Annotated in this window: 22 protein-coding genes; 1 reads left to right on the forward strand and 21 read right to left on the reverse strand. The window is 48.6% G+C overall.

What is annotated here, in order from left to right; all coding sequences use genetic code 11:
* Positions 1 to 9: 9 nt before the first annotated feature.
* The 10 genes from KJS52_RS04805 to KJS52_RS04850 form a co-directional block, all read right to left on the reverse strand.
* The gene (locus KJS52_RS04805) at positions 10 to 528 is read right to left on the reverse strand and encodes a YqfB family membrane protein (RefSeq protein WP_213513544.1); all 519 of its coding nucleotides are present in this window, start codon (positions 526 to 528) and stop codon (positions 10 to 12) included.
* A gap of 43 nt (positions 529 to 571) precedes the next feature.
* On the reverse strand, positions 572 to 1564 hold the full coding sequence (gene floA, locus KJS52_RS04810) for a flotillin-like protein FloA (RefSeq protein WP_281425548.1): 993 nt from the start codon (positions 1562 to 1564) through the stop codon (positions 572 to 574).
* Between the two features lie 40 nt (positions 1565 to 1604).
* Positions 1605 to 2996: an NfeD family protein gene (locus tag KJS52_RS04815; RefSeq protein WP_213513545.1), complete on the reverse strand. Its 1392-nt coding sequence runs from the start codon at positions 2994 to 2996 to the stop codon at positions 1605 to 1607.
* A 108-nt stretch (positions 2997 to 3104) separates the two neighbouring features.
* Complete coding sequence (locus tag KJS52_RS04820; protein ID WP_213513546.1) at positions 3105 to 3548, reverse strand: GatB/YqeY domain-containing protein; 444 nt, start codon at positions 3546 to 3548, stop codon at positions 3105 to 3107.
* Between the two features lie 15 nt (positions 3549 to 3563).
* Entirely contained in the window at positions 3564 to 3737 is a 174-nt protein-coding gene (rpsU, locus tag KJS52_RS04825) for a 30S ribosomal protein S21 (protein WP_213513547.1), read from the reverse strand.
* A 106-nt stretch (positions 3738 to 3843) separates the two neighbouring features.
* Positions 3844 to 4188, reverse strand: a complete 345-nt coding sequence (locus KJS52_RS04830) for a histidine triad nucleotide-binding protein (protein WP_213513548.1) — start codon at positions 4186 to 4188, stop codon at positions 3844 to 3846.
* Positions 4189 to 4240: 52 nt separating this feature from the next.
* Complete coding sequence (locus tag KJS52_RS04835) at positions 4241 to 4876, reverse strand: hypothetical protein (RefSeq protein WP_213513549.1); 636 nt, start codon at positions 4874 to 4876, stop codon at positions 4241 to 4243.
* 49 nt (positions 4877 to 4925) lie between these two features.
* Complete coding sequence (gene addA, locus KJS52_RS04840) at positions 4926 to 8744, reverse strand: helicase-exonuclease AddAB subunit AddA (RefSeq protein WP_213513550.1); 3819 nt, start codon at positions 8742 to 8744, stop codon at positions 4926 to 4928.
* A gap of 4 nt (positions 8745 to 8748) precedes the next feature.
* On the reverse strand, positions 8749 to 12237 hold the full coding sequence (gene addB / locus KJS52_RS04845; protein WP_213513551.1) for a helicase-exonuclease AddAB subunit AddB: 3489 nt from the start codon (positions 12235 to 12237) through the stop codon (positions 8749 to 8751).
* A 42-nt stretch (positions 12238 to 12279) separates the two neighbouring features.
* Entirely contained in the window at positions 12280 to 13641 is a 1362-nt protein-coding gene (locus tag KJS52_RS04850; protein ID WP_213513552.1) for a class I SAM-dependent rRNA methyltransferase, read from the reverse strand.
* A 124-nt stretch (positions 13642 to 13765) separates the two neighbouring features.
* Here KJS52_RS04850 and KJS52_RS04855 point away from each other — a divergent pair, with 124 nt between their 5' ends.
* Positions 13766 to 14737 carry a Na/Pi cotransporter family protein gene (locus KJS52_RS04855; protein ID WP_213513553.1) on the forward strand — a complete coding sequence of 324 codons (972 nt, stop codon included), beginning with the start codon at positions 13766 to 13768 and terminating at the stop codon, positions 14735 to 14737.
* Between the two features lie 890 nt (positions 14738 to 15627).
* On the opposite strand, the gene mtaB is transcribed toward KJS52_RS04855, so the two are convergent.
* From mtaB to hemW, 11 genes are all read right to left on the reverse strand, one after another.
* On the reverse strand, positions 15628 to 16995 hold the full coding sequence (mtaB, locus tag KJS52_RS04860) for a tRNA (N(6)-L-threonylcarbamoyladenosine(37)-C(2))-methylthiotransferase MtaB (RefSeq protein ID WP_213513554.1): 1368 nt from the start codon (positions 16993 to 16995) through the stop codon (positions 15628 to 15630).
* Positions 16996 to 16998: 3 nt separating this feature from the next.
* Positions 16999 to 17781, reverse strand: coding sequence for a 16S rRNA (uracil(1498)-N(3))-methyltransferase (locus KJS52_RS04865; RefSeq protein WP_213513555.1), 783 nt, complete (start codon positions 17779 to 17781; stop codon positions 16999 to 17001).
* 108 nt (positions 17782 to 17889) lie between these two features.
* A complete protein-coding gene (locus KJS52_RS04870) occupies positions 17890 to 18564 on the reverse strand; it encodes a site-2 protease family protein (protein WP_213513556.1) in 675 nt (224 codons plus the stop codon).
* On the reverse strand, positions 18565 to 19545 hold the full coding sequence (gene prmA, locus KJS52_RS04875; RefSeq protein WP_213513557.1) for a 50S ribosomal protein L11 methyltransferase: 981 nt from the start codon (positions 19543 to 19545) through the stop codon (positions 18565 to 18567).
* Positions 19546 to 19723: 178 nt separating this feature from the next.
* The gene (locus tag KJS52_RS04880; RefSeq protein WP_213513558.1) at positions 19724 to 19900 is read right to left on the reverse strand and encodes a hypothetical protein; all 177 of its coding nucleotides are present in this window, start codon (positions 19898 to 19900) and stop codon (positions 19724 to 19726) included.
* A 177-nt stretch (positions 19901 to 20077) separates the two neighbouring features.
* Entirely contained in the window at positions 20078 to 21205 is a 1128-nt protein-coding gene (dnaJ, locus tag KJS52_RS04885; protein WP_213513559.1) for a molecular chaperone DnaJ, read from the reverse strand.
* Between the two features lie 98 nt (positions 21206 to 21303).
* Positions 21304 to 23145, reverse strand: coding sequence for a molecular chaperone DnaK (dnaK, locus tag KJS52_RS04890; RefSeq protein WP_213513560.1), 1842 nt, complete (start codon positions 23143 to 23145; stop codon positions 21304 to 21306).
* Between the two features lie 41 nt (positions 23146 to 23186).
* Complete coding sequence (gene grpE, locus KJS52_RS04895; protein ID WP_213513561.1) at positions 23187 to 23774, reverse strand: nucleotide exchange factor GrpE; 588 nt, start codon at positions 23772 to 23774, stop codon at positions 23187 to 23189.
* A gap of 27 nt (positions 23775 to 23801) precedes the next feature.
* Positions 23802 to 24833 (reverse strand): heat-inducible transcriptional repressor HrcA, encoded by a 1032-nt coding sequence (gene hrcA, locus KJS52_RS04900; protein WP_213513562.1) that lies wholly within the window; start codon positions 24831 to 24833, stop codon positions 23802 to 23804.
* A gap of 151 nt (positions 24834 to 24984) precedes the next feature.
* Positions 24985 to 25455, reverse strand: coding sequence for an N-acetyltransferase (locus tag KJS52_RS04905; protein WP_213513823.1), 471 nt, complete (start codon positions 25453 to 25455; stop codon positions 24985 to 24987).
* 115 nt (positions 25456 to 25570) lie between these two features.
* Positions 25571 to 26731: a radical SAM family heme chaperone HemW gene (hemW, locus tag KJS52_RS04910; protein ID WP_213513563.1), complete on the reverse strand. Its 1161-nt coding sequence runs from the start codon at positions 26729 to 26731 to the stop codon at positions 25571 to 25573.
* Between the last annotated feature and the right edge of the window lie 108 nt (positions 26732 to 26839).

Here is a 26839-nt window from a genome sequence, read left to right on the forward strand (position 1 = left end):
GCTTTTTGTCTAAGACCTGCGGAATGGCCGCTTTGCTCTTGGCTGACCTAATATTTCGCTCCAAACAACGGCCTTGCGCAAATCATCCGCCTCCAGCTGAATCGCTTGCGGAGAGCGACTGCTTCCTTGCTTATGTGCCTTTTGTCTTGCTAGCGCTTGCTTGCGCTGATGCTCGCGCCTTAGCTGCTCATAGGAAGGCCCTGCAGGCACGCTTTGCACGCTTTGCACGCTTTGCTCAAGAGCGACTGTCTCTCTTCTAGGCTGCTCATAAGCCGCTACATCCGGCTGACGGTGGGCAGCTGTTGCTTGTGGCCTTGATTGCTGCTCAGGAGCATACGGAGAGCTGTAGGGCTCATCTGCTTCCTCCTGCTCATCTCTCCATTTACCCTGCTGCGGATGATCGCCGCCGAAGGTTGGCATGCTGGTTGGTTTGTTCTTGTTCGAGAAGCTGCCCAGCAATTTAAATATAACAAACAGCACTACCACGACGACGTAGATATTATCGAATATGAGATCAAAGATCCCCACTTGCGCTCACCTCCTATAGCTATCCTAGTTCTGGCACAGGAGGCTATTTCTTATTCGGATCAATATCGTTAGGGTCACCAATGGATTTGCGCATATCCGTATCGGCCTCGATATTTTTCATATTCAAATAATCCATCACACCAAGCTTGCCGCTGCGCAGTGCTTCTGCCATCGCCAGAGGAACTTGAGATTCGGATTCAACAACGCGCGCTTCCATTTCCACAACCTTCGCTTTGTTTTCCTGCTCTTTCGCAACTGCCATCGCACGGCGCTCCTCAGCTTTAGCTTGCGCAATGTTTTTATCTGCTTCAGCCTGCTCGGTTTGCAGATGTGCACCAATGTTTTTACCAACATCCACATCAGCGATATCGATTGACAAGATTTCGAAAGCTGTCCCTGCATCAAGTCCTTTTTCAAGTACGGTACGAGAAATTTTATCCGGATTTTCAAGTACATCTTTATGAGAACCCGAGCTACCTACTGTGGAGACAATTCCTTCACCGATACGAGCGATAATAGTATCCTCACCCGCACCACCGACTAGACGATCAAGGTTGGCACGAACTGTTACGCGGGCACGAACCTTTACCTCGATCCCGTCCTTTGCAACAGCAGATACAGAGGTTGTTTCAATAACACGCGGGTTAACGCTCATTTGCACCGCTTGCAATACGTCACGGCCCGCAAGATCGATCGCTGCCGCACGTTCAAACAACAGTGGAATGTTGGCGCGCTGAGCTGCGATAAGCGCATTGACAACGCGGTCTACGTTACCACCGGCTAAATAGTGGGTTTCCAATTGGTTGGTCGATACCCCAAGTCCCGCTTTCGTCGCTTTAATGAGCGGGTTAACGATACGGCTTGGCGTAACTCGACGCAGCTTCATCGCAAATAGTGTAATGATACCGATTTTAACACCTGATGCCAGCGCTGAAATCCACAGCATGACAGGGAAAAAGCTCAGTAGCACAAAAAACACAATTACCCCTAAAATAATAAAAATAATTGTTAGCAACATCGGATCAATTCCAGGCATTGCATTACCTCCCAAAGTTTATCATTTTCTTTTAGTTGGATCACTTCTCATTGCTTGTAATCTCTCTTACTACGACCCATGTTCCCTCTGCCTTGACAACGACAACAGGGCGATTATTTTCAACAAATCCACCCTCAGTCACGACATCGACACGTTGATCATTAATCAAGGCTGTGCCGGCAGGTCGAAGTGGTGTTACCGTTACACCTTTTTCTCCTACAAGCGACGCTTTGGATTCAGCAGAGACAAAGCCTTCCTCGGTAGTCAGCTTTTCACGCAGCACAAATTTATTCCAAACGGCTCTGCCTTTTTTCGTTCTGGAGAATATAATAACGATAATCGTTGCAATCACCAGCGCTATAACAATGGCTGTAACGCCTGACTGCCAATCAGGGGCTGCTAACAGGATGCCAGTTATGATGGCACCTCCTCCCAATAATCCAAGTATGCCAAATGCGGGTACAATTAATTCCAGAATGATTAATACAATCCCGACAATAAACAACAATGCAGATTCCATTCCTGCAAGCCCTCCTAAGTAGGAACCGAAAAAATACAGTCCCATGGCCAATACTCCTAAAATGCCTGGCAAACCAAAGCCTGGTACAAACAGTTCAATTGCAATGCCAGCAAAGCCAATGACGAGGAGAATAACCGAGACGGCAGGATGAAGCACAAAGCGTGACAGCTGTTCCGCAAAGCTCATCTCAACCTCTATCAGATCTCGATCACTATAGTCCAGCCAGGAAATAACATCCCCTAAAGTTGCAGCTGTATGCTCGGAATAACCGATTCGCAGCGCGTCCGAAGCTGAAATTGCCAGTACATCGCCTACCGCAACAACCTTGCCCAATGTATCGGTCAGATCAACCTCTATTCGTGGATCGACCATTGCAACAGCCACTTGCGGATCACGTCCATTCAGCTTGGCAGCCTCGCTCATTTGATCGACCCAATAGCTGATTGTTTTAGGATTGTCAATCAGCTTGCCTGAGCCGTCGACTACTGCTGCGCTGCCCATCGTACTGCCTTCCTGCATTACAATTGTATCCGCATTTAAGGCGATATATGTCCCGGCTGAAACAGCCTTTCCTTCAATAAAAGCAGTGGTAGGAATCGATACCGCACGCAGTGCTTCACCTATTTCCGCCGCAGAATCCGTTCTTCCACCATATGTATTTAGTGTGATGATAATATGATCGGCGCGTGCCTCCTCGGCTTCATTAAGCGCCCTTTTTAAAAACTGAGCCATGGCAGGATCAACATCGCCTTTTAAAGCAACGTGATAGATTGCAGGTCCGTATTGCTCGACGGCGCGACTCTCGGCATGTAGTGTAAATGGCAGGAAAATCATTAGCAGCATCATAATAGAGATACATCCAATTAATTTCCTTGCAAGATTCGCTTTTTGAGGTATAACTGTCGTACTCATCTCATTACCTCCTTTCTGCTTTACTATTATACGTATGTGGTATCTGCTTGTTTCAATTATTATAACACAAAAAAACACCCCGAAGGGTGTTTTGTGTCCGCACGTATTCTATTGCAGAAATTGTTGAACAATTTGGTTTACTAGTTTACCGTCTGCGCGACCTTTTGTTTTAGGCATAAGGGCGCCCATCACTTTCCCCATGTCGGCTTTCGAAGAAGCACCGAGTTCTTGGATGGTCTGCCTTACTATCTCTTGAATCTCTTCTTCAGTGAGCTGTTCGGGAAGGTATTTACTAATAATATCAATTTCTGCTGCAAGATTCTCGACAAGGTCATCTCGACCCGCCTTTTTAAATTCTTGGAGGGAATCTTTACGCTGCTTGATTTCTCGACTAAGTATTTGAAGAACCTCTTCATCATTCAGCGCACGCTTAAGATCAATTTCTTGATTTTTAACAGCTGCACGCATCATTCGAATCGTGGCAAGTTTAAACTTGTCTTGATCCTTCATAGCTTGCTTCATATCGTCGGTCAATCTATCGCTCAGGTTCATTATGGAATTATCCTCCTAAAACTTTCTCTTACGCGCAGCCTCGGACTTTTTCTTGCGCTTTACACTAGGCTTTTCGTAGTGCTTGCGTTTCTTAACCTCTGCCAGTATACCATCTTTTGCAGTGGAACGCTTAAAGCGACGAAGCGCAGCATCAATAGATTCATTTTTACGAACTTTAATTTCAGACACCAGTTTTCCCTCCCTCCGAAACAGACCGTCCAGAGTCATTACACGGTTCATCAACCTTAATTATACGTCAACGTATAAGTAGATGTCAACTTGCACAAACAGTAAACTATTCAGCCAGCAAAGCGCCCAGCTTTTTGCCTGCAAGCAAGTGGAAATGAAGGTGATATACGACTTGACCGCCATCTGAGTTGCAGTTGTTAATTAAGCGATAGCCCGCTTCATCAAAGCCTTGCTCCTTGGCAATATGTCTTGCGGCAGCAAAGATTTCAGCAATCGCCAAATCATCCTCGCGCGTTACATCATTCATCGTTGCAATATGCTTCTTTGGAATAATCAAAATATGCGTAGGCGCTGCTGGCGCAATATCCTGAAATGCCAGCACATGCTCGTTTTCGTATACTTTCGTAGACGGTATGCTGCCTTCAATTATTTTGCAAAATAAACAATCCACTTGTTCAGCCTCCTTAAGCTTTTGTCCAGCTTTACAGTTATATTACAGCATATTAGCGGCTTGCAGCAACTTTTACAGCCTCTTCCATTTGTTTGACAAGCTCCAGCCAATCAAAGCCTGCTGCAAGGCGAATCATCGCATTACGATTGCCTTCCATTTTAAAATTGAAATTGCTTACGGCGCTTTTCATTTCTGCAGCCTGCTGACTGAGCTGCTGCAATTGCTCCTGATCAGAAGCGGAGGCCTGCGCTACTGCTGCCAGCTGGAGAAGCAGCTGCTGCTGCTGTTCATGCCAGGCAGCCAGCTTGTCTGCTTCAGCGTCGCCAAGCTTGTCCGGCTCGATGTCTTTGCCAAGCTCCAGCAGCGCTGCCAAATGATCGTACACATCCTGCAGCATAACTTGAGAATGAGCGCTTAGCAGCTGTGCCGCTTCATCCCAACCGCCAGCACGCTCAACAAGCTGTGACGTATTGGTTTGCAGGTGAGCCAGCTTGCCGTCAAGCTGCTTGAAGTGCTCAACGATTTTTTCGCCGGTTGCCACCTGAAGCTCCTGCTTGTAGCCAATAGATTTGGCGGAAAACATCACAACTAAAATTAAGCTGATTACGAGCAGTACTAATGTAACTGCCAGAGCAATTGGCTTCTTTTTTTGTTCAGACCCTTGCATCGAGTTGAGTTGCTCTGTCACAATATCCCCCCACTAAAAAATATAAACTATATTAGTGCATGTCCCTCTATTATAAGCGAACCGAAACCCCGCCATCAAAAAAGAATACGAAGATTTCGTCAACTTTTCGATGAAGAATCATTTCAAGACCTTTCGCGTACATTTCCAGCTGAAAGCGATGCTGTTCCGCCTTTTCCTGCCAGTTGCGATTAAAAATGCGATCTGTTTTATAATCGACGAGCACCAAGCCCTGCGAGTCCTCGAACAAGCAGTCGATAACCCCCTGAATAAATACATTTTCATCAGCGCTATAGCCTGCTGCATCACGATATACTTGCTGCGCTGGAAGCAAGAAAGCGAAGGGAAGCTCGCGCTTCAGCCATAATGCAAGCTGCATCCGCTGTCCCAGCTCTGATTGGAAAAGCTGCTCGATACCTTTGCGATTGATTGCACCTGTCTGAAAAGGGGTAATCAGCTTGCGCGCAACCATATGCTCAATCGTAGCATCGATTACCTCTTGGTCAATATGATCGTGAAGCGGCATATGCTGCATGACCAAGTGATTGACGGAGCCGCGCTCAGTAGGTGTCAGCTGCTTTTGCTCCATAAAGGATGGTCGCTGCAAATGCAGGCTGTACGTTAGCTGCGCCTCGTCCTTGCCGGTCAGCTCGCTTTCCGCCTGCTGCTGTTCTTCGCCAGCAGGCTGTTCAAATATAAAATCCTGCTCCTCCTGCTCGAAGGCAGCCTGAATTCGCTTCATTTCGGTAATGGACGCTTTAGCCCCAAGCTTTACAGCATCAGCATACGGATAAACAAAGGATAATTGCTCATGCAGCTGCTCATCGCTCTCAATGCCTTCCAATTGAGCTAACGCGCCAATTGCCATCAACTGGTTGGAGCGCTCCTGCTGCTCATCCGCAGCAGCAGCCGCTTGTTGAGCCGCTGCTGCCAGCTCCTGCGCCGGAATTACTTCAACAAGCCAGTCAAAGTCCGTATGACAGCTTCGCTTGTCGGCAGCCTCTGCTGCCAAAGACTGCTGCAGGCTTTCGCTTACAAGAGGTGCGATCCAGTCCAGATAACAGCTTGCGCCTGCAATGCTTGCAAGCGACAAGGTGCTGTCTCCTTCCATCGCCGAGCTCCATTTTATTAGCTTTTTGCCCAGCTTTGCCGTTGTGCCGAGTAGATAGAGCTTCTCTTTTGGCCTTGTCAGCGCCACATAAAGAATCCGCATCTCTTCGGCTAGCAGCTCCATTTTTATCGCTCTGCGAATGGCGATATAAGGCAGAGACGGATAGCTGGTCCTCATCGCAAGGTTGATTACTTTAGGGCCGAAGCCCAGCTCCTTATGATATAAGAAGCTCGCTTTCAAATCTTGTTCATTGAACTTTTTGCCAAGTCCAGCTACGAACACAATCGGAAACTCCAGTCCCTTGCTTGAATGAATTGTCATAATTCGCACGACATCCTCGCCTTCGCCAATCGCCAGCGCTGTGCCAAGGTCATTGCCGTTATCACGCATTCGCTCAATAAATTTCAGGAAACGAAACAAGCCGCGAAATGAAGTCGCTTCATATTGCCGCGCCCGATCATGCAAAGCTCGCAAATTAGCTTGCCGCTGCAAGCCGGCCGGCAAGCCGCCAACAAAATCGTAATAGCCTGTCTCTTCATAAATGAGCCACAGCAAATCAGCTAGCGCCCCTTCACGCGCATAGTTGCGCCAGCTGTCGAGCTTGTCCAGAAAGTAAGCAAGCTTAACTCTGCCCTCATAGGCAAATTGCTCGTTGCCTGCTGCCTGCACAACCGCATCATAATAGCTGCTGTCCATAGAAAGAATCCGAATATGGGACAGCTCCTCTGCGGTCAGCTTAAACAGTGGTGAACGAAGCGTAGCAGCAAGCGGAATATCCTGATAAGGGTTATCAATAATTTGCAGCACGCTCAGCATCGTTTGCACTTCCACTGCTTCAAAATAGCCGCTGCCAATGCTGGAGTAGGCAGGAATACCGGCAAGCTGCAGCTCCTCCAAAAATACTGGTGCCCATGCCGAGGTCGAACGAAGCAAAATTACATTGTCGCGCCATTGCATCGGCCGATAGCGCTCTTGCTTAACATCATAAACGAGTGCTTCCGAATGCTTTAGCCGCAATAACTCCTGCACAATATAACGAGCCTCCAGCTGTGCTGTAGTCAGCTCTTCCCGCAGCGCCTCAAGCGACTGCTCCTCGCTCTGCTCTTCTGTCTCCGCCTGCTCGCTCTCATGCTCTCGTTCCTCGCGGTCAATGACAACGCACTGCACGCGGCATTGCTCCAGCGACTCCGGGGCTGGGAAATACGCAGCCCCATGCACCAGCTCAGCAGCCGCATCATATTGCAGCTCGGCTACCTTCTCCTTCATAATGGCATGAAACACAAGATTTACAGCATCAACCACCTCAAGCCGGCTGCGATAATTGCGGGCCAGGTCAATCCGCTTGCCTGATGCAGCATCGACCTCGGCTGCCTTGCCGTAGCGCTTGTATTTATCTAGAAACAAGCGCGGCTCGGCCAATCTAAAGCGATAAATGCTTTGCTTCACATCGCCGACCATAAAGCGATTGCCTCTGTCCGGGTTGCTAATTAAAGCGACGATCGTTTCCTGCACAAGATTCGTATCCTGATATTCATCCAGCAAAATTTCATCAAATTGCCGCTGATAGTCTTGCGCAGCTTCTGAAGGAATGGGCTGCTCTATTGTAGATCGCGCATCGAGCAAAATCGCAAGACAATAATGCTCCAGGTCGCCAAAATCGAGCAGTCCTCTGCTGCGCTTGAAAGCTTCGAAGCGATCCGAGAAGTCGATAATCAAGTCGATTAACGCCTGCATCAATGGTGCGAGCTCCTTCAGCTCCTCAACATATTGCTCTGCGCTTCTGCCGAAATAGTCGCTGGCTATCGCAAGCACCGTCGCCTTGCCCTGCTCCCGATAATCCTTGGCAAGCTGCTGCAGCTCCTTATCATGCTCCTTCCCTCTAAGCGTCGCAAGCTTGGAGAAGGCTGCTTCTGCTAAGCAGCCGCCCCATGAACGCCAGGGCAGCTGCTGCAGCTCATGACGCAGTTTCTGCACAAGCTCGATATCCGCTTCAAACGTAGCTGCGTAAGCGTAAGGACCGGCTGGAAGCTTAGTCAGCTCAAGCGCCTGTTCAAAGCTGGCAATCGCCCCGTCCAGCTTCAGCTCTACATCCGCCATTACTTGCTTGACCCACGGCGACTGCTCCAGCTCATCTACGCTGGCCACCTTGAAGGCAGCAGCCATTTGCTCCAGCCAAGCCTTTGGCCAAGGGTGCGAGCGCGAAAATAAGTACAGCCGCTCAACCAGTTTGAATACAGGATCATCGCCCTGTTCCCCGCCAAATGCGTTAACCAGCTTAATAAAATCGCCGTGCTGCTCCAGATCTGCATATCTTGACTCAAAAAGCTCCATTAAAACATCATTACGGATCAATTCGATTTCTGTTTCATTAGCAATGCGAAATCCGGGATCAAGGCCGATCACAGAGTAGTATTTGCGGATCACATCCATACAGAAGGAATGCAGCGTTGTAATCGAAGCCTTGCCCATAAGTGCCAGCTGCTTGCGCAAATGCTCGGAATCGGGCTGCTCCTCCAGCTTGCGCTCCAAGGCGACCTTGATTCTATCCTTCATTTCCGCAGCTGCGGCATTGGTAAAGGTTGCGACAAGCAAACGGTCAACATCCGTGTCACTGGCGATTTTCCTTATAATTCGCTCAACAAGAACTGCCGTTTTGCCAGAGCCCGCGGCAGCAGCGACCAGTACATTAGAGCCGCCTGATACAATCGCATCCAGCTGCTCCTCGCTCCACTTGGGAGCCGCTACTTGTTGCCCACTCATCCTCTCACTCTCCTAACCGCTGCCAGATTTCATCTTCTTCTGCCTTGGACAGCTTGCGATAATGGTTGCCTTCCAGCGAAGGGTCGAATTGGCATACTGCTTTGTAATCGCAATATTGACACGGGGTGCGATCGCCAAGCTGGTACGGCTCTATCGAAACGACGCCCTCCTGAATTTGCTCGCCGATATGCTTGATTTTACTCCTTACATAGCTGCGAAGCTGCTCCCACTGCTGCTGGCTGACTACGGAAGCATTGGAGTAAAAGCTGTCATCCTTTTTAACTGCAACAGGAACGATTTGCGAATAGCCGCTTTCCAGCTCCGTATCCATCATTCGCACCACCGTCGTATCAGCAGTAAGCAGCCCCTTCATTTTGTATCGCTTAAGCATCAATTGGCCCGCTTCCTCTGCACTAATCCCGTTGTTCACTTGCAGCAGCGGGTTATGCACATGAAAATAAAGCACACCTGCGGGAAGCACCTTTTGTCCCAGCCAGCTCTCGCCATGCGTCAGCAGCACATCGAGATAGGTAAGCATTTGCAGCGAAAGGCCCTCGATTACCTCTGACAGCCTTAACGCCTTGCTGCTTGACTTGTAGTCGAGGACGCGCAGCAGCAGCCCTTCGTCCGTCGCTGCTGAATCGACGCGGTCAATTCGTCCGACAATCTCGATCATATGACCGTTATCAAGCTTCAGCTTCAAGCCAGGCATCTGTCCTTGCGGACCAAAGTCAATTTCCGTCGCCACCGGATTAAACTCGGCTCGCGCCGCATGCTCGCCTAAAATAACCGCAGCCTGCATGACGATTTCCTTCAGCTTGCGCGCAATATATTTAAAGCGTTCGCTGCTGAGCAATATTTCCGATTGCAGCCTTGGAATTAGCTCCTCGACGATTGCGTCTGCCTCGGCCTTTACTTTATCCTGCGCCAAACGTCCCCAGCTGGCCCCCAGCTGACTCGCAAGCTTACCGAGCGCAGCATGAAACAGCTGGCCCATATCTGGCGCTGCAAGCCTGTACTGCTTGCGTTCCTTGAGGCGCAAGCCATATATCGAGAAATGCTGAAAAGGACATGATACGAAGCGTTCCACACGAGAAACACTCATTCGCATATTGCTGCCATAAAGCCCCATAGCCGTCTCCAGCTTGAGCGGCTGCTCAATATTGTCGTAATCAAGTGAAGCGAGCAGCGCTTGCAGCTTCGGATGATACTGCGTGCGCGCTGCATACCAGTTATATAAATCCCACCATAAGGGTGGCAGCTCAGCTCCTGTCTGCCATTCGCGCAGCTTGGCAATCAAGTAGGTCATCGCTGTATTCGGATGGGCAAGGAAGCTGCGCTGCTCGTTCAGCTCCATTTCCAGCTTAGGCTCAACAGCCGTTGTACGCAGCTTGAGCTGCGGCAGCTGATAGCGCAGCTGTCTAATAATTTCCGATGGCAAAATGCCCTTTCCTTCCTCATCTGCAAGCGGATAGCTAAGCCACAGCCGTTCCGACGGCTTGGTCAGCACTTGATAGATGACAAAGCGCTCATCCAGCAGCTTGCGTCTGGCACTTGGCGCCAGCTGCACCCCCTGCTGCTGCAACTGCTCCCGCTCCTCTTCCGACAGAATACCGTCTTCGTTCATCCGCATCGGCAGCACGCCGTCAGAGGTGCCCAGCACGAACAACGCCTTTACATTAGCTAATCTTGAGCGCTCCATCGTACCGACGACGACACCATCGAGGCTTGGCGGAATTGATGCCAGCTGCAGTGAATCAAGTCCCGCCTCGAGCATGCCCATAAACAGCTCGGGCGAAGCCGCTTCATCGCCAGCAAGCTCCACCAGCTCGTCCAGCAGACTCATCACATTAGCCCATAGCTGGCGATGCGTGCGCGCCATGAGCAGATTGCCGCGCGCCTGCTCCTTTACACTCCACTGCTCAAGCCGATAGGCAGATCCTGTTTCTTCCAGCAGCTCATACAAAGCGATACACATATCCTTAATGCTTGCAGCAGCATCAAGCTTCTCGCCAAATGCAGCCAGCGGCGGCACAATCATGCCGCGGGCAGCAAGCGCAATCGCCAGCTGCTCCTTGGCCTGATCGGAAATGTAATAGGCTGTATCCTCTTCCTCATCAAGCGAAACCGTCGCCAGCGGACGCCACGCGCGCTCATCCTTCCATTTCCAGCCATTAATTCCCGCAGCAAGCACGTAATTTTCCAGCAAATCAAACCATTCCCGCGGCATTGAGCCGTCGTGCGGAAACAGCATTTCGGTTTTCACCAGCCTGAACACAGCATCATATTGCCAGCCATGCACCGTCGTTTCAAGCGCAGCGCGAATAAATTCTACGAATGGATGATATAATGTCTTTTGCTTTTGATCCATAAATACCGGAATCTCGTACTGCTTGAAAATGAGCTCGATATAATCGCTGTAGCTGGCTATATTGCGCACCATAATCGCCATATCGCGCCAGCGGTAGCCGTATTGCCGCACATGCTGCAGCAGCTCTCTAGCCAGCGCCTCGACCTCCACGCGGCGATTGGCAGCAGCATGCAATGTAACGGCGTTGTTCTCGCCTTCCTGCGGCAAATACTGCTTGCGCTTTCCAAAATTGCGCTCAATAAAGGCAAGCTGAGGCGAAGCTGCAAAGCGGCCAAGCTGTCCGTCAAGCACAACTGGCGGCTCGACAGCGATATTCTGCTGCTCAGCAAGCCGTAAAATGTGCTGGTAGGTTTCCGCCGTTTGGTAAAACAAATTCAGCTCATCCAGCGGTTCATCGGCAGCATAATGTCGATCCAGCGTCAAAGCGATCGTCACCTCGTCACAGTATCCGATAAGCGCGGCGAGCGCCTCGTATTCCGTAGGCGTCATACCGTGAAAGCCGTCCACCCACAGCTTGCAGCCCTTCATGGAAGCCGCCTCTGGCAAGCCTTGCACAAGCAATGACAAATAATCCTCATCATCAACATATTTATCGGCCAGCTCCTGCTCCATCATGCGATAAAGCAGACATAGATCATGCAGCTTTTTCGCGAGCAGATCAGACTTGCCCGCGCTGCTTCCAAGCTCATCTATCAGCTCTGCAATCTGGGCCGCGGTTACGCCGTAACGCTTCCATTCCGTCAGCATGCTGTTCAAGCGCTCAATAAAGCCTGACTGCAGCTCGCTTCCACGAAACAGCTCCAGCTCATCGGCCATTCGATGCACCAGCTTATACAGCAGCATCTGCTTGCCTGTATCGGTGATCGGGACTAGCGCCGTGCCCCCTGTTTCCTGCATAACGCGAAAGGCAAGACGTCTAAAGCTGAGCGCTTGCGCGCGCAGCATTCCTTTTAGCTCGCTCTGCTGCAGCAGCTCATACTCCATTTGAAAGGATGCCTGCTCAGGTGTTAGCAATATGAGGGGAGCGCCAATCGGCGCCTGACGCAGCTCATTTCTAATTTGTTCAAGACATGCGTGCGTTTTGCCGCTGCCTGCCCGCCCCAATATAAATTTGATCGTCATGCAAATTCCCCTTTCATACGCGAATTGAAGCTGCAGCAGCAGCTATGCCTTCAGCTTGGAGGTTACTTCAAAAATAGCAAATTTCAAATAGTGGCTTTCATTTACGCCTAAAATTTGCGGGTGATCCTTGCCCGCAGCGCGCCATTCAATTAGCCGCAGCAGCTTGCCTGCATCCTTGGCTGCCTCGGCAATCGCCTCCAAAAACAGCTCTGGACGCATATGATACGAGCAGCTCGCCGTAACGAGGTAGCCGCCCTCATTGACCAGCTTCAAGCCTTGCAAATTAATATCCTTATAGCCGCGCTTCGCGCCATCAACAGCCGATCTCGTCTTGGCAAAGGCAGGCGGGTCAAGAATGACAACATCCCATGTTCGCCCTTCCTGCTCCAGCTTTTTCGAGGTGTCAGCATTGCCCGTTGCCCGCAGCTTTCGCTCCTCCAGCCCCTTCACCTGATCACGCAAATATTGAAATGCATCCGCTACAACAAATTCAACTCGCTCTGAGAAGCCATTGCGCGCCACATTGCGCTTTGCCGTTTCAATCGCATGGGCAGAAACGTCCAGGCAGGTCACTTTTTTAGCTCCATATTGACAGGCATGGAGCGTAAAGCTTCCAGTATGAGCGAAGCACTCTAACACAGTTGCACCATCCCAATACGGAAAGGTTACCTCCTTGCCATTGCGATTAACAGGAGCAATTCGCCCGTCTTCAAGCGGCGCCAGCTTAATGCCGCTGCGCTCGCCCCAGCCTGTCATAAGCGGCTTGATCGCTGCGCGGTTTTCCCGTTGATCGAAGAAATAGCCTGTCTTCTGCCCCTGGACGATGTCAACCTCCATATGCAGCCCGTTTTCACAAATTTCTACAAGCGGCGGACATTCGCCATATAGCACGCCTGTACGCTGCTCCAGCCCTTCCAGCTGACGTACCGCGACGTCGCTGCGCTCGTAAATGCCAGCAGGCTGAAATACATCAATCAGCGCCGCGATTAGCGCCTCCTTATGCTTTTCCATGCCAAGGGTCAGCAGCTGAACGACCAGCACATTGGCAAAGCGATCCACGATCAGCCCCGGCAGAAAATCAGCCTCGCCGTATACAAGGCGGCAATCCTGATCAGCAACAAAGCGCTCGCGATGCTGCTTGCAGCGCAGCAGTCGTTCTGTAAAAAAAGCTTGATCCATTTGCTCAATTGGCTCATAGCTAACAATTCTAATCGTTATTTGCGAGGCCGGATTCCAATAGCCCGTTGCTAAATATTTGCCGCTATGCGTAACGACATCAACAAGCGAGCCCGGCTCCACATCATCACGGTCAATCGCACCAATTTCGCTGGCATACACCCACGGATGTGCTTCCTCCACACGCTTTTTGCGCGACTTTATTAATGTTACTTTTGCATTTGCCATAGCTTCGTTCCTCTTTCTATCGTGAAATGTTCGATTTATGAATAAATGTGAACCCAGTATCATGCTCGTCCACACTGTTGCATACGTATAAGGTTAAGAGCTTTCTAGAGAGGAGAGAAGCCTCATGTTCACAACCATAATAATGCCCAGCCTGCTTGGATTTGCCATTTTCATGTGCGGCATGAAGCTGATGGAGCTGGCGCTGTTTCGGCTGGGCGGTACAAGCCTGCTTAATTTGCTGCAGCGATCAACAAGAACGCCGCTGCATGGTCTGCTGCTCGGCACTGCAAGCACCGCCTTTTTGCAAAGCAGCACCGCAGTTACTGCATTATCGATTAGTTTGGTCAATAGCCGGATGCTTCCATTTTCCCGCACGCTCGGCATTATTTTGGGCACGAATATCGGAAGCTGTCTGACGACCGAGCTTATCGGATTGAACATTTTTCATTTGGCCAAGCCCATTCTAATTTTCTCTCTCGCTTTATGGGGAATATCAAGCCTGCTGATTGAATCCCGACTATTCCCTTCATTCAGCAGTTGGAGCGGCAATGTTATGCTTCGCTCAATTGCGATCGTACTATTTGGCTTCGGACTGCTGCTGCTTGGCATTTCTACCATGCAAAGCATTGGCCCCAGCCTCAAGCAAACCGAAATGTACAGCTGGTTTCTTGCACAATCACAAACAACGCTGCTATGGGGCGTGCTGACAGGCGCGATACTAACAGCATGCTTTCACAGCAGCTCGGCTGTCATCGCCATGATCATGGGGATTGCAGCAATAGATTCGCTGCCTCTGGAGCTATGTATCGCAATTGTGCTCGGCAGCAATATCGGAACATGCGCTACCGCCATTCTCGCTTCCATAGGCGGCACGAGAGGAGGGCAGCTCGTTGCCTTATCCCATTTACTGCTAAATGTGTTTGGCGCACTGCTGTTCTACCCATTTATCGACTTGCTGGCAACCGCAGTCCTATGGACAACAGATTCATTGCCATCAGCCATCGCCCATTCGCAAACATTATTTAACATCATTTGCTGCTTCATCGCCCTGCCAATCTGCTATGCCAAATGGATCACGCGACTAGATCAAGTTTAGCATATTCGCGCAAAAAACAGGAGAGGATTCAACTGCTGCTTCCACATGAAGCGCAATCGAATCCTCTGTTGCTGCTTTTTTTGACTGTGCCTGGCGATAGCCACTCCAAAGCGTCTCAGCGCTACGGAGCAAAGCATCCTCCAGTCGCTTTTTAAATCGTAATGTTCCTTTTATTATATTTTTTAAGGTTACATTACGATGTTAAAGGCGACATACTCTCGTTTTTCAGCGCTACGGAGCAAAGCATCCTCCAGTCGCTTTTTAAATCGTAATGTTCTCTTATTATATTTTTTTAAGGTTACATTACGATGTTAAAGGCGACACACTCCCGTTTTTCGGATGCTTTGCTCCTCCGCTGTAGTTTTTTTGTGCAGAACCAAGAAGATGGCACGCTAGTAGAAAGCGAGGAGCGCAGCGTAGGTAGGCACCCGATGCTTTCGGTAGCCGGCCTTATTCGCCGTCGAATCCACTACGAAGCAACGCATCGTCATCAAAGTCCAATTTTTAAACCACCTCTTTCCAATCAGAGTTTAAAAATTGGGCTTTCAGGACCAAGAAGATGGCACGATACTAGAAGGCGAGGAGCGCAGCGTAGATAAGACCTACGTGAGCACCGCAGCCTTCGGTAGCGTGACATATTCGCCGTCGAATACGCTACAACGAAGTCGCATCGTCATCAAAGTCCAATTTTTAAACATCCTCTTTCCAATGAGAGTTTAAAAATTGGGCTTTCAGGACCAAGAAGATGGCACGCTAGTAGAAAACGAGGAGCGCAGCGTAGGCACAAGCTACGTGAGCACCGCAGTTTTCGCTAGCGTGGCATATTCGCCGTCGAATCCACTACAACGCAATTACATCGTCATCAAAGTCCAATTTTTAAACATCCTCTATTATTTGGCTAAGGGTAGTTGTTGCTTGTGGGGAACCACACCCCCACCCTCCAGTACGCGAACAAGCTGGCCGCGGCACTCATTGACGCCTGCTTCCGTTACTTTGACGCGACAAATTTGCCCGATCAAGTCAGGCGAGCCTTCAAAGACGATGTTCAAATAGTTGTCGGAGTATCCCATAATGTAGCCGCTGCCTTCATTGCCTTTTTGCTCGCGCTCAGGAATAACATCAAGCACCTCGCCGACAAAGCGCTGCGCGTAATCTAGCTGCATGCTTTCTGAAAGCTCAATCAGCTTGTGAACACGCTCATGCTTCACTTCCTCATCAACCTGATCCGTCATGCGCGCAGCAGGAGTGCCTGTACGACGCGAATATGGGAACACATGCATTTCTGCAAAGCCCAGCTCCTGCATAAAGCGATAGCCTTCCTCGAACATTTCATCAGTTTCACCAGGGAAGCCGACGATAACATCCGTCGTAATCGCTACGCCAGGCATCGCTTCCTTGATTCGTCTTACTTTTTCCGCGAATTGCTCAGTTGTATATTTGCGGCGCATCCGCTTCAGCACCGAATTTTCGCCGGCTTGCAGCGGAATATGAAGATGACGGCACATTTTCGGAGACTTGTTAAGCACCTCGATCATCGCATCATCAATTTGACTGGCTTCAATCGAGCTGATGCGAATCCGCTCCAAGCCCTCTACCTTGTCCAAATCCCATAGCAAGCGAGTCAAATCGTAGTCTTCCATATCATCACCATAACCGCCAGTATGAATGCCGGTCAGTACAATTTCCTTATAGCCGGAAGCAACAAGCTGCTGCGCTTGCTCGACAACGACTTTCGGATCACGGCTGCGCGACAGTCCGCGAGACCATGGAATAATGCAAAATGTACAGAAATTGTTGCAGCCCTCCTGAATTTTCAAAAATGCGCGCGTACGCTCAGTAAAGCTTGGCACATTCAATTCTTCAAAGCTGCGTGTTTTCATAATGTTGCGCACTGCATTAACAGGCTTGCGCTCCGCTTGAATCTGCTCCACATACGTCATAATTTTGTCGCGATCCTGTGTGCCTATAACAAGGTCCACCCCTTCGATCGCCATAATTTCTGCTGGTGAAGTTTGCGCGTAGCAGCCGGTAACTGCGACAATTGCATCTGGATTGCGGCGAATCGCACGACGAATAATTTGCCGGCTTTTTTTATCTCCTGTATTCGTAACGGTACATGTATTAATGAGATAAACATCTGCTGCCGTAGACTCAAAATCAACCTGCTCATAGCCGGCTTCCTTAAATACTTGCCATATAGCTTCTGTATCATAAAAATTAACCTTGCAACCTACTGTATAAAATGCGACCGTTGACATTGGTCACACGCCTCCCATCTCGCCTGATTCATATAGTATGCAGGACAGTCCAACCATTCCTGCCGTTTCAGCTCGCAAAATTCGTTTCCCTAGCCCAACCAGCCTGGCTCCCGCCTCCTCGGCCTGCTGTGCCTCGCGCTCGGAAAAACCGCCCTCTGGACCTGCAATAAGCAGCAGCTTGGGCTTATCCGTGCCATCCTCAGCCCATTTGCGCTTATACTCAGTCAGCACATCCTTCAAGCCTGCACCGTGCCCTTGATCGCCAGCTCGCTCATAGCAAAACAGCGCCAGGTTATAGGAAGATAACTGCACCAACAGCTGCTTCCAGGATAGCGGCTCATGGATGGCAGGCAGTGCATTGCGGTGACTTTGCTCTGCTGCTTCCTTGGCAATTTTATGCCAGCGCTCCAAGCGCTTTGCTTCCTTCTTGCGATCATATTGGACAATGACCCGCTCCGATTCAAATGGGATAAAGGCAGCTGCGCCAATCTCCGTGCATTTCTGCACAATCAGCTCCATCTTGTCGCCCTTCGGCAGCGCCTGTGCAATGGTAACCTGCCAGCTCGCTTCCGACTGCTGATCCAGTTCTTCAACTGCTACGAGCCTGACTTCCTTGCTCCCGAGCTCAACGATGCGTGCGCGTACGGAGCGAGAATGACCATCTGTAGCAATGACCTCATCTCCCTCGCTCATCCTCATCACACGCACAATATGATGAGCATCGTCTCCGGTAATGAGCAGCTCATTACCTTGAAACTGATGCCGTTCAACAAAATATCTTTGCATATGCTTCATTCCCTATACATTATAGCCAATCGTTCTGTAGCAAATTGCTGCGTCTAAAAACCTGTAGCAGCAGACCAACCTATTCTAGCATGTTTTACGGGATAATGTTTAATAAAATAATGTCAGTACCCAGTTAAATATAAGATGTGACAAATCCGAGCCGAAGGTTAAGACAGGTCCGATCGTATATCTGCGCAGCGGCTCAATAAATACGAGCAACAAGAATATAATTGTTCCCCAATGCGCATTTTGCTCCAGCTTGTATCTTGTTTGCAGCGGTAAAAATTCAGCAACAATCCGATAGCCGTCAAGCGGCGGAAGCGGAATTAAATTGAATACAAACAACAAGAAGCTGAAATGAATCATATAGTTGAAAAACACTTCGATCGCACTTGTAACGCCAGCGGAGCCGGCAAAAATTAATTCGGTTTTAATAAGCAGCGCATAAATAAAAATCGATATAATTCCGAGCAGCAAGTTACTCAATGGTCCAACTAGTGAAACGATCACGCTCATCGCACGCGGATTTTTAAATCGACTCGCGCGAACCGGCACTGGCTTTGCCCAGCCAAACCCTGCAAGCAAAATAAGAATAAAGCCAAATATATCAAGATGCACCATAGGATTGAGACTAACGCGCCCTTCGCGGTACGCCGTATCGTCTCCAAACTTATAGGCCGCATAGGCATGGGCAAATTCATGCACCGTAAATTGTATAAGCAAAACCAGGACTATAAACGGCAGAACTTCTAACGGAAATGCTAAAAAAGAATCAAATCCCATCTAATCCACCTTTGGCTTGCGGGCAACAAACGCCAGCCAATCCTCATCCCAATATTTTTCTTGAATCTCAAAGCCTGCTGCGAGCAAGCCCTGTTCTACTGCTTCCTCTTTGTTTTTCCATATGCCAGACGCGATATACAAGCCTCCTGGCTTTAATGCCTCGTACACATCATCAACGAATAGCAAAATAATTTCTGCCAAAATATTTGCTACTACGAGGTCTACAGGTGGCTTAACCTTAAGGCTATCAAGCTCCTCGCTGCTCTGACGGAGTACGCCGAGCAGGTCGCTTAAACGGGTTTCTACCTGCTCAGACAGGCCATTCAAGCTGACATTTTCCGTAGCACTGGATACCGCCACAGGATCAAGATCAAGCGCCAATACCGATTCAGCACCCAGCTTAACAGCGCCTATTGCCAGTACGCCTGAGCCTGTGCCAACGTCGATAACCTGCTCGCCGCCCTGAATGACCTTCTCCAATGTTTTTAGACAAAGCGAGGTGGTCGGATGCGTGCCTGTGCCAAATGCCATGCCTGGGTCCAGCTCAATAATGAGCTCATCTGCTGCAGGCTCATAGTGCTCCCACGTCGGTTTAATCGTAATTTTGTCCGTAATGCGAATCGGGTGGAAATACGCCTTCCATGCCGTTGCCCAATCCTCATCATCTACCTCAATATAGGAATACTGTACTTGCCCAGGATCAATATCAAACTGGCGCAAGCCTTCTATACGCGGCTTCAAATCAGCAATAAGCTGCTCCATATTGGTTTGATCAGGGAAATAGCCTTTAATAACCGCTTCCCCTTCAGGAATATCGTTGAGCGGTGTATCGTACCACTGTCCGAAGGAAGTGTCTCTCGGCTTATTCAAGTTCCCTGATTCTTCTATAGATACGCCACCAGCACCATGCTCATGCAAGAAATTCGATATCATTTCAGTTGCAATTTCCGTCGTTGCAATCGTTAATTCGTACCATTTCATTTATGTATTACCTCCATCTATTGCTGCAGACCTAACCTCTATTGTACAACAGCTTGCTTTTAATGACAAAGAAAAGGAGAAAATTCATAGACAAAAAGCGCAAGCCTGGAGTCCGCTCAATGGTCTGCCCAATGATGCGGTAAGGAATCTCCATGCTTGCGCTCGTATGCTTGGTGCACTATTCTTCCGTAATATGCTTAGATTTATTGAGCTTGCGGTTGCCTTTTTTCATTTTTTCCTTATAGAAATCTACTTGCTGTTCATCATAGATTTCATCTGCGAATTCCTCATCCTCCCAGTCAATTGGCAGGTCTCCGAAATTCACTTTTTCCACTTCATTTTTATCGCTGTACATACGTTCACCTCCTGGCCAGCCTTTTTAGGTAGTATAAGGTAAAGCCATCTCATTTATACCCGTAAACTGGCAAGCTCGTACGCAGGACGCGGCGCAGAACAGCTTATCAGTACTAAAAAAAGAGCCTGCCCGGCAGGATACTGTCCTGACCGAGCAAACTCTGTTTGCAGCATGAAATTATTCGCCACGGAATGCTTTTTTCATGCGCTCAAAAATCGATTCGTGATGCTCTTCATTATTAGCTGGTGTGGAGCTGCTTAGCCCACCGAATTGACGGAGCAGCTCTTTTTGCTCCTCAGTCAAATTAGTTGGCGTCACAACGGTTACCTTAACATGCTGGTCGCCATTGCCGATGCCGCGCAGCTTAGGCACACCTTTGCCTTTCAGACGGAAGTATTTCCCGGTTTGAGTACCGGCCGGAATTTTCATTTTCACACGCTCGGTTAGTGTAGGGACCTCGATTTCATCGCCTAACGCTGCTTGTGCAAATGTGATCGGCACCTCCAGGTAAATGTCATCGCCTTCGCGATCGAAGTATTCATGGGATTTTACGCGCAGCACAATATAAAGATCGCCTGCAGGACCGCCGTTTCTTCCGCCTTCACCTTCGCCGCTAATGCGAATTTGCTGACCATCATCAACACCAGCCGGAATATTTACTTTAATGCGACGTTGCTTTCTTACGCGACCGTCGCCATGGCAGGTGCCGCATTTGTCGACGATGATTTTACCTGTTCCGCGACAGGTTTGACATACACGACGGTTGGCAATACGTCCAAATGGCGTGTTTTGCACAACCTCCTGCTGCCCTGTTCCATGACAGGTTGAACAAACCTTAGGCGACGTCCCAGGCTTTGCTCCAGTACCATGACAGGTATCGCAGCTTTCCTCGCGTGGAATGGTAACCTCGGTCTCCTTGCCGAATACCGCTTCCTTAAACTCGATCGTCATCGTATATTGCAGATCCTTGCCTCGCTGCGGCGCATTCGGATCACGCTGACGGCCACCGCCGCCAAAGAACATATCAAAAATATCACCAAATCCACCAAAGTCAGCGCCACCTGCGCCTCCCATTCCTTGATTCGGATCAACATGGCCGTAACGATCGTAGGTAGCACGCTTGCCATCATCGCTTAAGACATCGTATGCTTCCTTTACTTCTTTAAATTTATCCTCGGCATCAGCCGCTTTGTTTACGTCAGGATGGTATTGACGCGCAAGCTTGCGGTATGCCTTTTTAATATCTTCGCCAGAGGCATCCTTGCCTACCCCAAGCACTTCATAATAATCACGCTTTTCAGCCAATTGATCTCACCTCCCCTGCTGGAATGAATGATCTGTACCTACACATGAGAAAGGTCAAAGTTGGGGACGAGCCCGCTTTGACCCTTCTTAGCTAACTATTACTTGTTGTTATCATCTACAACTTCGTAATCAGCGTCAACTACATCATCATTTCCCTTTGCGTTCGCAGAACCGCCTGCATTCTCAGCAGCTCCAGACTGATCTCGCTGAGCTTGCTCATACAGCTTGGTAGAAAGCTGCTGCACAATCGCCATCAGCTCATCTGTAGCTGCTTTGATTTGTTCAACATCTTCAGTTGCAAGTGCAGACTTCACTTTTTCCTTCGCTTCATTCGCTTTTGCTACTTCTGCCTCGTCAACCTTGCCTTCCAGATCCTTCAATGTTTTTTCAGTTTGGTATACAAGCTGGTCGGCGTTGTTTTTCGCTTCAACCAGTTCTTTACGTTTTGCATCCTGCTCAGCATAAAGCTCAGCTTCCTTCATCATTTTATCGATTTCTTCATCGCTTAGACCGCTGGAAGAAGTGATCGTGATGTTTTGGCTTTTGCCTGTTCCTTTATCCATTGCGGATACGTTAACGATACCGTTCGCGTCAATATCGAATTTAACTTCGATTTGCGGAACGCCGCGCGGTGCTGGCGGAATATCGTTTAGCTGGAAGCGGCCGAGTGTTTTATTGTCTGCCGCCATTGGACGCTCACCTTGCAAAACATGAATTTCTACGCCTGGCTGGTTGTCTGCATAGGTAGAGAAAATTTGTGATTTGCTTGTCGGGATAGTCGTATTGCGTTCAATCATTTTCGTAAATACGCCGCCCGCAGTTTCAATACCAAGGGATAGCGGAGTTACGTCAAGCAAAACGACATCCTTAACATCGCCAGTTAGAACCCCTGCTTGAACAGCAGCACCAAGCGCTACAACCTCATCCGGGTTAACGCCTTTGTGCGGCTCTTTGCCAGTAAGCTTTTTAACAGCTTCCTGTACGGCAGGAATACGAGTTGAACCACCAACTAGCACGATTTTATCAATTTCACTTGTAGATAGGCCTGCATCCTTCAACGCCTGGCGTGTAGGAACCATAGTGCGCTCTACAAGCTCTGCTGAAAGCTCTTCAAACTTCGCACGAGTCAGGTTCATTTCCAAGTGAGCAGGAACGCTGTCCACCATCGTAATGAACGGCAAGGAAATAGTCGTTGTCAAAACGCCAGAAAGCTCTTTTTTCGCTTTCTCGGCAGCATCCTTCAAGCGCTGAACAGCAGCTTTATCCTTGGAAAGATCCACGCCGTTTTCTTTCTTGAATTCAGCAACCAAATAGTCGATGATGACCTGGTCAAAGTCGTCGCCGCCAAGCTTGTTGTCGCCGCTTGTTGCTTTGACTTCAAAGAAGCCGTCGCCAAGCTCAAGAATCGATACGTCAAATGTACCGCCGCCAAGGTCATAAACGAGAATCGTTTGATCTTCTGCTTTTTCCAAGCCGTATGCAAGTGCTGCTGCTGTTGGCTCGTTGACAATGCGAAGCACGTCAAGGCCTGCAATTTTACCTGCATCCTTCGTTGCTTGACGCTGGCTGTCATTAAAATAAGCTGGTACAGTAATAACTGCTTGAGTAACCGGTTGGCCAAGATAAGCCTCCGCATCTGATTTCAGCTTTTGCAAAATGATCGCAGAAATTTCTTGCGGCGAATATTCTTTGCCGTCGATTACCTCTTTATGATTAGTACCCATATGACGCTTAATCGAAATAATCGTTCTATCAGGGTTTGTAATCGCTTGGCGCTTAGCTGTTTCACCAACGATACGCTCCCCGTCCTTTTTAAATCCGACAACAGATGGAGTTGTACGGGCTCCCTCCGGGTTAGGAATAACTACAGCCTCGCCGCCTTCCATAACGGCTACGCAGGAGTTAGTAGTACCTAAGTCAATTCCAATAACTTTGCTCATCTAAATATCCTCCTAGAACTTTTTATATGTGAATTAACGATTTAGCCGCTTACTTTAACCATTGCCGGGCGGATAACTTTATCCTTCAGCATATAGCCTTTTTGCAGCTCCTCGACGATAATCCCTTCTTCATACTCATCGGTTTCAACTGTCATTACCGCTTGATGATATTCAGGATTAAACGGCTCGCCTACAGTAGTCATAGCTTTCAGGCCTTCTGCCTCTACCGTAGCCATTAGCTGGCGGAAAATCATATCCAGGCCTTTGGCAAGCGATTCATAATCACCTGTAGAAGCGGAAGCAGCTAGTGCGCGATCAAAGTTGTCAATAGAAGGCAGCAAGTTTTCAACCAGCTTGGCAGAAGCGTACTTTGCCAGCTCTTCTTTTTCTTTCAATGTTCTTCTTCTGAAATTATCATAATCAGCCTGTACGCGCAGCAGTCGATTGTTAGCTTCCTCCAACTGCTTTCTTAGCTGCTCTACCTCTTCATTGCCTTCTGGCTCAGCTGCATGCTCTTGTTCATCCTCTTGATCATGTTGGGCGGTATCCTGCATTTCCTCATGAGCGTTTTCCTCAAGATTTTGCTCCTCTTGATCCACGAACTCATTGTTTTGCTCGTTTTTACTCACCCTGTCACCTCCTAGTATTAGTGCAACTTATTTGTAAAACCATCGACCCATTATGGTGCTCATATCTTTGGATACCAGGTCGAGATAGCGGATCACCTTTCCATATTCCATCCTTGTTGGCCCCAAAATGCCAATCGTACCTAAAACTTTGCCGTCAAGCGCATAGGTCGCAGTAATTAAACTGCAGTCTGCAATCGCTTGGTGATCGTTTTCTGCACCGATTCGAACTTGAATGCCATGCGGCAAGGAAGAAAAAAGCTTCATAACCGTCGGAGTTTCCTCTAGCATATCCAATATCGTCTTAACCTTGTCTACATCTTTAAACTCTGGCTGAATTAGCATATTAGTCGTACCGCTTAAATATACGCGATGCTCGTCTCCAGCCTTAAGCGCATCATCAAGCACTTGAACCAAGCCTTCAAAATGTCCAACATAGCGCTCCAGCTCCTGGCTAACCTCTGAATAAAGCTTAGACTTCAGCTTAATTAGCGGTACACCGGCCAGCTTCGCATTTAATATATTCGATACCTTTTGAAGTTGATCCATAGATAAACCCGCTGGCAATGTAATTGTGCGATTTTCAACATGACCAGTGTTCGTTACGATGATAGCAACCGCAGCATGATCATTTAATGGTACGATGCCAAAATGCTGCAACGAATTGCTGAATAGCTCAGGACCAAGTAAAATAGAAGTATAATTGGTTAAGTTGGATAGCACAAGCGCTGCGTGCTGAATTACCTGCTCGATTCGATTAAGCTCCTCGAACAAAAACGAGTGAATCGTCGCCTTGTCGATCTCTATGTCGGCATCCTGCTGTTTTATAAGATGATCGACGTAGTAGCGATAGCCTAATGTAGAAGGGATGCGTCCAGCAGATGTATGCGGCTGCTCCAAATAACCCAGTTCCTCCAGATCTGCCATTTCATTGCGAATCGTTGCTGGGCTGAAGCCGATATCATCGCGCTTGGAAATGCTCCGAGATCCGACCGGTTCTGCAGATCGAATATAGTCATCTACAATCGCTTTTAATATTAACCTTTGTCTCTCTGTCAGCATTTCATCATCCTCCGTTTCAAAAGGTTACAAGCTTCTCCAACTTCGTTAGCACTCAATTAAGTCGAGTGCTAATCATTAATACAAAAATACCAAATCGGCTTGATTATTGTCAAGTCGATTTGGTAAGCATCCGTCTATTTTTCCGTCTAATTTATAGTATTTTTTTCATAACAGCAATTTCATCGCAGGCGTGGCGCTTCGGACAAGACATGCAGTCGGTCCAAACCTTTTCAGGAAAGATCTCTTTTTCCACAACTTCGAATCCGTTTCTTACGAAAAATGAAACCGCGTAGGTCAGCGCCATAATTTTGCTGATGCCTTGCTTTTGCGCATTTTCAATTAGTCGCTCAACTAGCAATCCGCCAATCCCGTAGCCCTTATAGCCTTCCGACATGCCGAGCGAGCGAATTTCAACCAAATCATCGCCGAGCCGAGTCAAAGCGCCACAGCCGACAAACTTGCCGTCTATTTCCGCAATGACGAACGTATCTATATTTTTCAGGAGCGCTTCTCGCGAGCGCGGCAGCATAATTCCTTTTTCGGCATAGCCATTTATTAAATTATACAACGATTCCACATCATCTGCCTTAGCGTTTCTACATAAAACATGCAGAGTTTGCATAGCTGCCTTCACCTCCGAGTGAGCGATCCATTCATAATTATTCAATCAATATGAATGAATATACATCAATCCGGCTTAATTTGCAATCCTATTTTTGCGGTTTTTTGAGTGGAATTTATGATTCAGCCAAAAATGAAGCAAATACTTCATTTCCGAGCAGCAGCCCTTGTGCTGTCAGGCGATAACAAACATCGCCCTGCTGCTTCACACGCTCCATAAGCCCCAGTTGAACCTGCTTGTCTATAATATGCCCAAAATCCTGCTCCAATTCAGCATTAGGGAATTGTTCCTTATAGCGCGAGGCGGTGACACCGTCCAGCAAACGGAGGCCTACCATCATATAATCCTCTTTCGCTTCCTGCTCGCTGATTTCATATTGCTCAAGCCGTGGCAGCTTTGTTTTGCAGGCTTCAATATAAGGCTGTACACCTTTAATGTTCATATGGCGCAGCCGATTAACGTAGCCGTGCGCTCCAGTACCAAGCCCATAGTACGGCTCATTGCGCCAATACGTGGAATTATGGCGGCTTTCGAAGCCAGGCTTGGCAAAATTGCTTATTTCGTAATGCTTGTAGCCTGCAGCCGCGATTCGCTGCATTAAATGAATATACATGCTGTATTCTTCTTCTTCAGTGGGCAAAATCAGCTGATTGCTTTCATACAGCTTATGGAACAGCGTATTTTCCTCAATTTTCAGGCTGTACAGTGAATAGTGCGGCAAATCAAGCTCAAGCGCTTTGCTTACACTTTGCTCAAGCAGCTCAGTCGTTTGCCCCGGCAGACCAAACATTAAATCAATGGACAAATTGCTAAAGCCGACAGTGCGTGCATAGTCCAGGCTGCGATACACATCCTCGACCTCATGAATACGGCCGATTCGTTTGAGCAGCTCATTGTCAAAGGACTGCACGCCAAAGCTGATGCGATTAACTCCACCCTGCTTCATCGCTCGCAGCTTGTCAAGATCAGTCGTGCCAGGGTTAGCCTCCATTGAAAACTCCACATCGGACGCTAGCGGAAACCAGCGCTGCACAGAAGCGAGAAATCGCTCCATCTGCTGCGGTGTCAATACCGTAGGCGTTCCACCGCCGACAAACACCGTCTTAATGGTTGCAGGCGGGCATTGCTCAACCGTACGCTGCATTTCCAGCTCGAGCGCATCCAAATAAGCGTCAACGGGCTGTCCCTTCAATATATATGAAGTAAAATCACAATAGTGACACTTGTTCGTGCAAAACGGGATATGAATATATAATGCCTCAGGTGCTTGCTGCATTCATATCCTCCTTTCATTATAGAAGGTTACGATGGCTATATGCATCGTGTAAAAAAAGCTTGCTCCGTCTTCGATATGCAATCGACGACGAAGCAAGCCTCAACTTAT

The organism is Paenibacillus montaniterrae, from assembly GCF_018403185.1.
In the GTDB taxonomy this organism is placed as follows: Bacteria; Bacillota; Bacilli; order Paenibacillales; family Paenibacillaceae; genus Pristimantibacillus; species Pristimantibacillus montaniterrae.